9 protein-coding genes are annotated in these 12,029 nt (G+C 64.6%); 2 read left to right on the forward strand and 7 right to left on the reverse strand.

The genetic code is table 11. From position 1 onward, the window contains the following. The first annotated feature begins 93 nt into the window (after positions 1–93). Entirely contained in the window at positions 94–2,172 is a 2,079-nt protein-coding gene (locus tag D2N39_RS14715) for a transketolase C-terminal domain-containing protein (RefSeq protein WP_119135535.1), read from the forward strand. 1 nt (position 2,173) lies between these two features. Then, a complete protein-coding gene (locus tag D2N39_RS14720; RefSeq protein ID WP_119135536.1) occupies positions 2,174–3,337 on the forward strand; it encodes a dihydrolipoamide acetyltransferase family protein in 1,164 nt (387 codons plus the stop codon). 575 nt (positions 3,338–3,912) lie between these two features. Here the strand turns inward: D2N39_RS14720 and D2N39_RS14725 are convergent. The 7 genes from D2N39_RS14725 to fabI are packed head-to-tail and all read right to left on the reverse strand — an operon-like array spanning position 3,913 to position 11,962. Further along, entirely contained in the window at positions 3,913–4,755 is an 843-nt protein-coding gene (locus D2N39_RS14725) for an alpha/beta fold hydrolase (protein WP_233557183.1), read from the reverse strand. 59 nt (positions 4,756–4,814) lie between these two features. After that, complete coding sequence (locus D2N39_RS14730; RefSeq protein WP_119135538.1) at positions 4,815–5,468, reverse strand: 3-oxoacid CoA-transferase subunit B; 654 nt, start codon at positions 5,466–5,468, stop codon at positions 4,815–4,817. Between the two features lie 15 nt (positions 5,469–5,483). Further along, entirely contained in the window at positions 5,484–6,134 is a 651-nt protein-coding gene (locus D2N39_RS14735; protein ID WP_119135539.1) for a CoA transferase subunit A, read from the reverse strand. Next, positions 6,131–7,333, reverse strand: a complete 1,203-nt coding sequence (locus D2N39_RS14740; protein ID WP_119135540.1) for an acetate/propionate family kinase — start codon at positions 7,331–7,333, stop codon at positions 6,131–6,133. The genes D2N39_RS14735 and D2N39_RS14740 overlap by 4 nt, the downstream gene beginning before the upstream one ends. Next, entirely contained in the window at positions 7,330–8,712 is a 1,383-nt protein-coding gene (locus tag D2N39_RS14745) for a bifunctional enoyl-CoA hydratase/phosphate acetyltransferase (protein WP_119135541.1), read from the reverse strand. The genes D2N39_RS14740 and D2N39_RS14745 overlap by 4 nt, the downstream gene beginning before the upstream one ends. Before the next feature lies 1 nt (position 8,713). Continuing rightward, the gene (locus D2N39_RS14750; protein ID WP_119135542.1) at positions 8,714–11,185 is read right to left on the reverse strand and encodes a DUF3141 domain-containing protein; all 2,472 of its coding nucleotides are present in this window, start codon (positions 11,183–11,185) and stop codon (positions 8,714–8,716) included. A gap of 12 nt (positions 11,186–11,197) precedes the next feature. Beyond that, positions 11,198–11,962 (reverse strand): enoyl-ACP reductase FabI, encoded by a 765-nt coding sequence (gene fabI, locus D2N39_RS14755; protein ID WP_119135543.1) that lies wholly within the window; start codon positions 11,960–11,962, stop codon positions 11,198–11,200. Positions 11,963–12,029 lie beyond the last annotated feature (67 nt).

Consider the following 12,029-nt stretch of genomic DNA (forward strand, 5'->3'; position numbering starts at 1 on the left):
ATGAATGTTTCACATATAGATTGAAAAGCGGACCATATGAAAGGGTTTTCCGGTCCATTTGCGCTAAACTTCTCCGAGGCTGGAGGATGCAGGATGGCAGGAAACACGGCAAGGCTCGCGCTACGCAATACGCCAGAAGTTGCAGTGGACTGGCAGGTTGTTCTGCGACACATGGCGCTCAGCCGCGCGCTGGACGCGATGGAGGAAACCCGGCTCGTCCCTGAAAAGAAGGTGCTTTACCAGTTCTCGGCGCGCGGACACGACATGGCGCAGATCCTTCTCGGGCTGCGGCTGGACGGCAGGCATGACGCGGTCTGCGGCTACTATCGCTCGCGTCCGCTTCTGCTCTCGCTGGGGGTGGACCCGGAAGATGCGCTGGGGTCGGCGATGGGCAGGGCAGGGGGCTATTCCGACGGGCGGGATATTGGCGTCGTGTTCAACCACCCGAATCCGAATGGTGCGACCGCCCTGCCGATGTGCGGCGGGGTCGGCGCGCAATATACGCCGACCGCAGGCTGGGCGCAGGCGCTGGAGTTTCATGCCCGCATGCTGGGTTCTGCGGAACATGGCAGGTCGATTGCTGTGGTTCTGGGCGGCGACGGCTCGGTTGCTTCCAACGGGTTCTGGTCCGCACTGACCATGGCCACTACGCAGCGCCTTCCGATGCTGTTCTATATCGAGGACAATGGTTTCGGCATTTCCGTCGCCTCGACCATGCAGACGCCGGGCGGCAATATCGCGGCCAATCTCGCGTCATGGCAGGGGCTGAAGATCTTTGCAGGCGATGGCACCGATCCGGCGGAAGCCGCACAACTGACGGCCGATGCGGTGGCATATGTGCGCGAGAAACGTGCGCCCGCCATGCTGCGCCTGACCGTGCCGCGTCTGCAAGGTCACAGCTTTCAGGATACGCAGGCTTACAAATCCGAAAAGCTGGTGCAGGCCGAACGCGTCCGTGACCCCTGGGACAAGCTGAAAGCCTTCCTCGTGCCGTCGCAGGTGACCGCAGCGGAGTGGGAAGGGGCGGTGCAGACTGCCGCCGAAACAGCCGAAGCCGCGCGCCTTGCCGCCGAGGCGCGGCCGGTGGCCGAGCCTGCCACCGTGTTGCGGCATGTCTTTGATGATGGCGAAATGCAGCGGATGGGCGGCTTGCGCCCTTCAGGCTGGGAACCGCCGCCGATGTCCGACACGCCGCGGCCCGAGGGTCAACGGCTGAACATGGTCACCGCCATCCGCCGCGTGCTGGAACAGGAGCTTGCCTCCAACCCCCGTATGGTGGTTTTCGGCGAGGATGTCGGGCCGAAAGGCGGGGTTCATGCCGTGACGCTGGGCTTGCAGGACAAGTTCGGGGCCGAGCGGGTGTTCGACACCTCGCTGTCCGAAGAAGGCATCATCGGACGGGCAGTCGGCATGGCGCTGGCAGGGCTGCTGCCGGTGCCGGAAATCCAGTTCCGTAAATATGCCGAACCGGCCACTGAACAGTTGAACGACTGCGGCTCCATGCGGTGGCGCACCAACAACCGCTTTGCCGCGCCCATGGTGGTGCGGATGCCGGTCGGGTTCTTCAAATGCGGCGACCCTTGGCACAGCCAGACCAACGAGGTCGCCTTCATCCACAGCCCCGGCTGGAAAGTGGCGGCGCCCTCGAATGCCGAGGATGCGGTGGGCCTGTTGCGCAGCGCCTTGCGTGGGAATGACCCGGTGATCTTTCTCGAACACCGCGCCATGCTGGATCACCCCTGGGCGCGTCGTCCCTGGCCGGGTGACGATTTCGGGCTACCCTTCGGCAAGGCGCGCCTGGTGGCGGAAGGGCAGGGGGCCACGCTGGTCACATGGGGCGGGATGGTGGACCGCTGTCTGGAAGCGGCAAGGGGTCTGTCGGTCGATGTGATCGACCTGCGGACGCTGGTGCCATGGGATCGCGCGGCGGTTCTGGCCTCTGTGTCCCGGACCCATCGCTGCCTGATTGTGCATGAAGACCTGCAAACCGCTGGCTTCGGTGCCGAAATTGCCGCGGTGGTCGCCTCGGAAGCCTTCACCGCACTGGATGCACCCGTTGAACGGCTGACAATGCCCGACATTCCCAGCCCGCATAACCCGGCTTTCCTGAACTGGGCGGTGCCCTCGGTGGCGGCGATCCGGGCGAAGCTCGAAGATCTGATGGGGTTCTGACATGGTCGATGTTCTTGTCCCGCTGGAACAGGAAGGCACCGAGGCGGTGATTTCCAACTGGCTGAAGGCGGTGGGCGATCAGGTCGCGCTGAACGATCCGCTGGTCGAGCTGGAAACCGACAAGGTTTCGGTCGAGGTGCCTGCGCCCGTGGCGGGGCGGCTGGCGGAAATTCTGGTCGCGGCTGGCAGTCAGGCGACCCCCGGCATGGTGCTGGCGCGGATAGATACCGCTGAGGCTCAGGTTGAAGGGGCGCCGCCGCAACAGCAGACGGCGCCGGATCAGCCGGATATGTCAGGCTGGCACTCGCCTGCGGTGCGCAAGGCGCTGGCCGAAACCGGGCTGGACCCGACTGCGATCATCGGCTCGGGCCGGGGTGGCAGGCTGACCCGTGCCGACGTGGATCGCTCCGCCGCCAGCGCATCCGTTGCCGCCGCACCGGCACCCCGGCCGAAACCCGCGCCGGGATTGCAGGGTCAAAGTGTGCCGCATGATACCATGCGGCTGGCCATCGCCCGCAACATGCTGAACTCGGTCCGCGAGTCGCCGCAGGTGACAGCGGTGTTCGAAGCGGATTTCAGCGCGATCATGGGCCATCGCGCTGCGCACCGAAAGGCGTTCGAGGCGCAGGGCATAGCGCTGTCCTATACCGCCTATATCGTCATGGCGGCGGCACAGGCGATGCAGGCGGTGCCACAGGTGAACAGCCGCTGGCATGACAGCCATCTGGAACTGTTCAGCGACATCAATATCGGGGTCGGCACCGCGCTGGGGGATCGCGGGCTGGTGGTACCGGTCATTCGTCGGGTTCAGGGCCTGTCGCTGCTGGGGATCGCCGCGCAGCTACAAGATCTGACGACCCGCGCCCGCGACGGGGCCCTGAAACCCGAGGATATGCGGGGCGGCACCTTTACCATCTCGAACCATGGGGTTTCCGGGTCCTTGCTGGCCGCGCCGATCATCATTCACCAGCCGCAATCGGCGATCCTCGGTATCGGCAAACTGGAAAAGCGCGTCGTGGTGCGCGAGGTCGGCGGAATGGACACCATCCAGATCCGTCCGATGGCCTATGTCTCGCTGACCATCGACCATCGGGTGCTCGACGGCTATCAGACAAACGCATGGTTGACCGCCTTCGTGCAGGCGCTGGAAACCTGGGACGCATAAAGTTGCCGGATGATTACAACATAATATTGATTATCCGCAAAGGATCACGATCTGCGGTCCATTCTAGAATGTCAGCCATGAACACATCATCGTGCTGTTTGGCGACAATCCCACGTCTCGGCGCATTCAACGCGACCGCGACTGTCGGAGCCGCAGGTGACTGACGACAAATCCGCAGGGCGCATGATCCTGATTTCTGGAACTGAGCCGGGCGAACCACGCCCTTGGCGGCTGGTTCTCGGCGCTTGAGGCACGAGCGGGTTGCCATGGCTGGTGAAGCATGATGCCGATCAGACCTTCGGCTTAAGCGGGCGTAGGCATCGCGGCAGGGCCGATGGCTGAAAGCATCAGCCGAAAAATCTTCACAACATCTCCACAGTTTCAACCGATCCGCCACAGCTCTGGTCTCCTGCCTGACACCGAGAGTGCGCGGGAGAAGGATCATCATCCCAACGCGTGTGGATGAGGAGATCGGTCCGAAATCGGATCGCCTGAGGCCCCCCTTTCGCGGCCCCGCGCAAGAAAAGGGCGGTCATATGGGATGACGCGCAGACACGGCGGAAACGGCCTGCCGATCAGTCGGCGTGCTGGCGGCACAGTGACAGCCAGTCAAGGATTGCGGCAACTGCCTCGGGTTCATCAAGAAACGGAATATGGCCCCGGTCCGCCACTTCGGCGCGGATCAGATCGGGGCGGCGTGCCTGCATGGCATCGGCGGTCTCGCCGGTCAGCACATCCGAATTCCGGCCATGGATCAATGCCAGCGGCAATCCGGCACAGCCGTCGAACAGGGCCCAGACATCCGGGAGCGGACCTGACATCGCCCGGTCGAATCCGAGCCGAAGCGCAGGGTCATAGGGCAGCGCCAGCCCGTCATCTGTCTGCACGAAATGGCGGACGGTTTCTTCCTCCCAGCGCATTGAGGGCACGTTGTGAAAACCGGGGTTGGCGGCGGGGGTGCGGTCGGCGGCCTCTTCCAGTGTGCGGACGTCGGGCTTGATGCCCATATAGGTGCCAATCCGAAGCAGGCCGGTCTTTTCCAGCACCGGGCCGACATCGTTGAAACATATGCCTGCCACACGGTCCGGTGCCATCGCCACCATCGCCATGGCCAGAAGCCCGCCGCGCGACGACCCGATGACCGCGGCCTTTGCGATGCCGAGATGATCCAGCAAGGCCAGCGCATCCCGTGCTTCCTGACCCACGGTATAGGTTTCCGGGTCAGCCCAGCCCGAGGCGCCCCGGCCTCTGCTGTCAAGCCGGATCAGCCGCACATCCGGGGGCAGATGCCGGGCGAGGTAATCGAAATCCCGACCATCCCGCGTCAGCCCCGCAAGGGCGAGCAGCGGCAGGCCGCTGCCCTCGTCCCGATAGGCCAGCGTCACTGCGTCTTCCGTCAGAAACTCTCCGCGTGTCACGCCGGAAGGCCCTCCCCTGCCCTGCTGCCCTTGCCGATACATGACACCGGCGGGCCGGGTCAGCCAAGCGGCATTTCCCGCAGATCATCGGCAATTGTCAGACGTGCGGTGGTCTGGCTGTGGATCTCGTCAAGCGTCACGCCGGGCGCGATCTCGCGCAGGACAAGCCCGGCAGCCGTGGGTTCTATCACCGCCAGTTCTGTAATGATAAGGTCGATCCGGCGGGTCGAGGTCAGCGGCAGGCTGCATTCCGGCACGATTTTGGCCACGCCTTTCGCACTGTGCTGCATGGCCACGATGACGCGCGCGGCACCCGTCACCAGATCCATCGCGCCGCCCATGCCGGGCACCATCCTGCCCGGCACCTTCCAGTTTGCAAGCCGTCCCGCCTCGTCCACCTGAAGACCGCCCAGCACGGTCACATCCAGATGGCCACCCCGGATCAGGCCAAAGCTCATGGCGCTGTCGATCGAGGCCGCACCCGGCACCGCCGTCACGAAACCACCCCCCGCGTCAGTCAGATGCGGATCTTCCATCCCTTCGGGCGGGCGGGCGCCCAACCCGATCACGCCATTTTCCGCCTGAAAGAACACGCCCGAATTGGCCGGAACGTAATTGGCCACCATCGACGGCAGGCCGATCCCCAGATTGACCAGCATCCCCGGCCGGATTTCCCGTGCCACGCGCCGCGCGATCAGTTCCTTGGCATCCATGTTCCCCTCCACCGCTCAGCCGCGGATCACAAGATGATCGACCAGCACGCCCGGTGTCTTGACCCCGTCCGGGGGGATCACGCCAACAGGCACGATGGCCTCCGGCTCGGCGATGACGGTGGCACCGGCCAGCGCCATCATCGGGTTGAAATTATGCGCGGTCAGCAGATAGCAGAGATTGCCGACATAATCGGCCTGCCATGCCCCGATCAGGGCAAAATCGGCCTTGAGCGGCGTTTCCAGCAGGTAGTCGCGGCCCTCGACCGTGATCTTGCGCTTGCCCTCCTCGACCTCGGTGCCAAGGCCCGTCGGCGTCAGGATGCCACCCAGACCGACCCCCCCGGCGCGGATACGCTCGATCAGCGTGCCCTGCGGCACAAGTTCGCAGACAATCTCACCCGAGATCATCTTGGCCTGGGTTTCCGGGTTCAGCCCGATATGCGAGGCGATCAAATGCGATACCGCGCCAGCGCTGATCAGCTTGCCGATGCCCTTGCCGGGCATGGCGGTGTCGTTTGCGATGACCGTCAGGTTCTGGATGCCACGCGCGACGATCGCGTCGATCAGCCGTTCCGGACTGCCCACGCCCATGAACCCGCCGATCATCAGGCTGGACCCTTCGGGAACGAGCGCGGCGGCGGCTTCGGCCGTCAGGGGGGCTTTCATTCTGCTACCGCCTCTTGTTGTGCCGCCAGACGTGCCGCGCGGGCGATCACCAGATCCTCGCGCGTATTGATGATCATGACCGTGGTGCGCGAGAATTCCGACGACAGCACCGTGGCATTGGTGGCGTTCCGGCCGTGGTCGATTTCTATTCCCATCCAGCCCAGCCGCTCGCATATGCGGCGGCGCACTGTGCGGGAGTTTTCTCCGATGCCGCCGCAGAATACGAGTGCATCAATCCCCCCCATGACAGCGGCCATGGCCCCCAGTTCGCGTTGCACACGGAACACGAAATAGTCGATGGCGCGATGGGCGGCGGGGCTGTCTGCGGCCTCCAGTGTGCGCATGTCGTTCGACAACCCGTCTGACAGGCCCAGCAGGCCGGATTCATTGTACAGAATTTGCCGGATCTGCGCGGTGTCCAGATGCTCGCGGTCGAGCATATACAGCAGCACGCCGGGGTCGATCTGGCCGCAGCGCGTGCCCATCGGCAGCCCGTCCAGCGCCGAAAAGCCCATGGAGGAGGCGACCGATTTGCCGCGATGGATCGCGCACATCGAGGCGCCATTGCCCAGATGCGCGACCACCACGCGGCCTTCCATCAGATGCGGGGCGATGCGTTTCATCTCGCCGGTGACGTAATCGTAGCTGAGGCCGTGAAAGCCGTAGCGCCGCACGCCCGCCTCGTAATAGCGGTGCGGGATGGCGAAAGTGTCGTTCACGAAGGGCTGGCCGCGATGGAAGGCGGTGTCGAAACAGGCGATCTGCGGCACGCCGGGAAAAGCTGCCATGGCGGCGCGGATGCCGGCGATGTTATGCGGCTGATGCAGCGGCGCGAAGGGTTCCAGCGCGATCAGCTTTTCCAGCACCTCGGGCGTGACGCGCACGGGTTCGGCGTAATCCAGCCCGCCATGCACGACGCGATGGCCGATTGCGCCCATGCGCAGGCCGGGGAAATGGCGCTTCACGGCCTTGATGACCAAGGCCAGCGCCCCCGCATGGCTGGTCAGATCGCCCGGAGGTAGTGCCAGCTCCGCGCCGGTGCTGTCCTTCAGCACCATGCGCCCCTCGGGGCCGATACGCTCCGCCTGGCCGGTCAGCAACGCCGCGTCGCCCTCGGCCGGAAACAGCGCCACCTTCAACGAGGACGACCCCGCGTTCAGCGCCAGAAAGCCGATGGTTTCGGTAAGGGGGGCGTTCATTTGCGGTCTCCGGCATAGGCGTGATGCAGCGCCGCCACCGCGCAGGAAGCCAGCCGCGACATCGGGCTGTCGGCGCGCGAATTCAGGATGACCGGAACACGCGCGCCCAGCACAAGACCCGCGCCCTCGGCATGGCTGATGAAGGACAACTGCTTTGCCAGCATGTTACCGGCGTCGATTCCGGGCACAACGAGAATATTGGCCTTCCCGGCCACACCGCCCTGCAAGCCCTTGGTGCGCGCGGCGCCAAGGTCAACGGCATTGTCCATGGCCAGCGGCCCGTCCACAAATCCGCCCCGGATCTGGCCGCGCTCGGCCATCTTCGACAGCAGCGCCGCGTCGATCGAGGACTGGATGGCCGGATTGACGGTTTCCACCGCCGAAAGGATGCCCGCCCTTGGTTCCATCCCCATGGCAAGGGCAAGGTCGATGGCGTTCTGGGTGATGTCTACCTTTGTGGCGAGGTCGGGGGCGATATTGATCGCGGCATCGGTGACCATCACGGGTTCGGGACGGCCGGGTACATCCATGACAAAAACATGGGTAAAGCGCCGCCCGATCCGTAGCCCGTTTGTCTTGTCCAACATCGGTTTCAGCAGATCGTCGGTGTGCAGATGTCCCTTCATCACCGCCCCCGCCCGCCGGTCATGGACCAGACGGCAGCCAAGTGTGGCGGCGGGCTGATCGCCGGGCATGTCAAGGATCTCGATACCGTCGAGGCTTTCGCCCATGGCCTCTGCTGTGGCGCGGATGAGAGGCTCTGATCCGATCAGGATCGGGACGATCACGCCCTCACGCCCAGCCAGAAGCGCGCCGCCCAGCGAATTGGCGTCATGCGGGCAGATCACAGCCACCGGCAGCGGCGGCAGTTGCCGGGCCCGTTCCACCAGCGCCTCGAAATGCCGGTGCCGCTGCACGAGCAGGCCCGGAACCTCGATGTCATCACGGTCGAATTTCTGGCGCGGCGCCAGAACCTCGGCTTCGCCGGACAGGATCAATGTGCCGTCGGCCGGGCGCGTCACGGCGGTTTCCAGCGTGACGCTGCCATCTTCCGATGTCCCGATCACCTGCACCCGGCACAGCAGGTCGTCTCCGGCATGGGCGCGGCTGTGGAAGACCAGCGACTGACGGCGGTAAAGTGTCCCCGGACCGGGCAGAACCGTGCCCAGAACGGCAGAGATCAAAGAGGCGACAAACATACCGGGCGCCACGTTTTCCGGCTTGCCGTCACCATCCACATCGGCCGAGGGCAGGTGCATCGGGTTGAAATTGCCTGACGCGGCGGCAAAGACATACAGGTCGTCGGGCGTGATGAGCCGGCGCAACTCGGCGGTTTCGCCCGGCGACAATTCATCGAATGTGCGGTTTACAAGATGCATCTCATCTCTCCGCCGATGCCTCGTTCCCGCCGCGCGCGTCACGGGGGGCTGCTGCGGCCTGAGCCGGCGCCGGCCGGGCCGGGAGTGCGGCAAGCGGGTCTTCCGTTACCGTTTCGGCCCTGAATGGCACGCCCAGCACCTGATGGAACCGCTCCAGCAGCTTGCGGGTCTCGGGCGACATTTCATCCACCGCGCCGGGGATGAAGCGCACCACCTGCAAGGCCAGCGCGCGCTCGGCGGCGTCCTCCAGAAGGCAGGGCAGGGTTTCGACCGCGCGCTCCGGTTCATAGGTGGCGATCAGGGTCTGTTCGTGAATGATCATCGCGCGGCGTTCTGCACCCAGACTGTGAAACGGCTCGTCTTGGGTCAGCACCTTTGATGACCGCTCCAGCCGGTCGCGGCGCACGCCCTTGCGGTTTTCAGCCAGCAGCACGAGCATGCGGATCACCGCCTCGGCAAATCCGCCGCGTTCGATGTTGTAAAGCGCCGAGGCAACCTCGGGCAGGTTGCGCAACTCGTCAGGGTTCTTCAGCGTGCGGCGTGATTCATGGGTGCGGCCGAAGCTGCGCATCCACGGGTTCGACCACAGGGTGTAGAAAGTCAGCTCATACATCATGTCGCGGGTGTCGCGGATCATGTCGATGGCCTGTTCCACCCCTTCGACCCACAGGGCCTCGGCAGCAAGGAAGGGGTTGTCGGCCGCGGCCTTGTTGCGGTCGGTGCGCACCCTTTCGGCGGTATGGGCGACCTGCTGCATAACCGGGTTCTTCGACGAGGCAAGGGCACGTTCCAGCCGCTTGGGATGCAGTGCACGCGACAGTTCCGCACCCGTGCCGGTGACGCCCGTGCGCACCACAGGGCGGATCACGGCATCATAGATCTGCGCCTGCACTTCCGACGCGCGGGCGACGGCGGCGAAGGGGCGTTCATCCTCGAACCCGTCATCCAGCGCACGGATGTCATCCAGCGAGCGTTCATGGAAGCTGACCGTGAACAGCTTGCGGCCGTCGCGTTCCTCGATGTCCTCGATCTTCATTTCGTAAAGACCGGGGGCCAGCGCCTCGATGGTTTCCAGCGTCGAGCCCATTTCCGCATGTTCCTTGCGGGCGATCTGCGACGAAACGAAAATCCCCAGATGCCCGACCTGATCATGCACCATATAGACGATCCGCTGCCCCCGGATGCGGATTTCGGCCACATCGGCATAGGTGTCGGCGATCCAGTTCAGCGCCTGCTGCGGTGGCGTGATATTGTCACCGTGGCTGGCGAAAACGATGATCGGTGCGCGTACGGCCTTCAGATCGACGGGACGGCCCGGCTCGATCCGGGCCTCGTTCTTCGCCAGACGGTTGCCGACAAAAAGCTGTTCGACAATCCAGCGGATTTCCGGCTCGGTCAGCATGAAAAAGCCGCCCCACCATTTCTCGAACTCCAGAAAGGCGGTGTCGCCCGCATCAATGTCGCGGAACAGGTCGGTGTATTTGCGGAACAGCGTCCGGCCGGGGTTCAGCATCTCGAAGTTCTGCACCAGATGCGCGCCGTCGAAGATGCCACCGCCGAGGTCCGACAGGAACATCGGAATCCATGTCCCGCCAAGGACACCGGCATTGTAGCGCATCGGATTGTCACCCACGACACCCGCCCATGGTTCGACCGGGGCACCGTTCACCACGATGGGGCCGGTCAGGTCCGGGTTGGTGGCAGCCAGAAGCAGCGTGGCCCAGCCGCCCTGACAGTTGCCCGTCACCACGGGGCGCGCCGCCTCGGGATGGCGGCGCATCACCTCGCGCACGAAGGCCGCCTCGGCGCGGGTGACATAGGCCAGATATTGTCCCGGTTCGGGGCGCGCGCGGAAGGCGACAAAATAGACCGGATGACCGGCGCGCAGCGCCACGCCGACCTGACTGTCGGTCTTGAAACCGCCGATGCCGGGGCCATGACCTGCGCGGGGGTCGATGATGACATAGGGCCGCCGCGTTGGATCAATGGTGACATCCTCGGGCGGAAGGATCTTCAACAGCATGTAGTTGCAGGGGAAGGGCATGTCGCGCCCGTCCATGATCACTTCGTAATCATAGATCAGCACAGGCGGGCAACCGGCGGCCTCGTGCTCCAGAAAGATGTCGCCCCGCTTGCGCAGCGTGTCGGCAGTCAGGATCGTGCGTTCCGTCGCGTCGCGCGCGTATTCCGCCAGCGCCGTGGTCAGGCCACCTCTGGCCTGTGCGTCCCGCAACTGTTCCACCAGCGCCTGCCCGGCCGCCATCAGCCTGCGGGCGCGTTCGGAATGGGTTTCGATGATGCGGCGGCTGTGGCGGGCCGCGGCTGCCTGCTGGATGCGCAGGGTCTGCGCGCCGGCCTCGATCTCGGCGCGCGCCTGCCCCATGCCGCCCTCCAGCCGGTCCAGCGCATCCTGCTGCGCGCGCGACAGGCCCGTTTGCCGCAGGGGATCGAGAACTTCGAATACGCTTGCCATGAGTAATGTCCTTCAGGCCGTGATCGAGAAGCCGCCGTCGATGTCATGCACACCGCCGGTCAGATTGCGCGCCTCGTCCGAGGCAAGGAATGCGGCCATCGCACCGACATCCGCGATGCTGGCCAACTGATGCGTCGGTGCCCGTCTCGCCGCGGCATCCAGAAGTTCGTCGAAATGGTCGATGCCCGAGGCCGCGCGTGTGGCCAGCGGTCCGGGCGACAGCGCATGCACGCGGATGCGTTTTTCGCCCAGTTCCGCCGCGGCATAACGCGTCGCACTTTCCAGCGCGGCCTTGACCGGACCCATGACGTTGTAGTGTTGCACAACGCGCGATGACCCGAAGAAAGAGACCGACAGGCAGCAACCGCCTTCTGCCATCAGAGGTTCGGCCAGTCTGATCATCCGCAGGAAGGAATGCACCGAGACATCCATAGCCTTGGCAAAACCGTCTGAGGAACAGTCGATCACCCGGCCATGCAGATCTTCTTTCGGGGCGAAGGCGATGGAATGCAACAGGATATCAAGTTTGCCCCAGCGCCTGCCGATCTCGTCGAACACCGCCTCGGTCTGGCCGGGTTGTGTCACATCCAGCGGCAGCGCGATGTCCGCGCCGAGCTCCTCGGCCAGCGGCCGCACGAAGGGCTCGGCCTTCCGGTTCAGCCATGTCACCGCCAGATCCGCCCCTTGCGCACGGAAGGCGCGGGCGCAGCCACAGGCGATAGAGGCGTCATTGGCGATACCGACAACGAGGGCCTTGCGACCCGAAAGCGAAAACATGGGGCCACCTCTTGGCACTAGCAGCATTGACCGTGGCACGCCGAGGAATCGGCCCGATGACGCTTTT

Origin of the sequence: Gemmobacter lutimaris, assembly GCF_003570715.1 — a bacterium.
Lineage (GTDB): Bacteria > Pseudomonadota > Alphaproteobacteria > Rhodobacterales > Rhodobacteraceae > Gemmobacter > Gemmobacter lutimaris.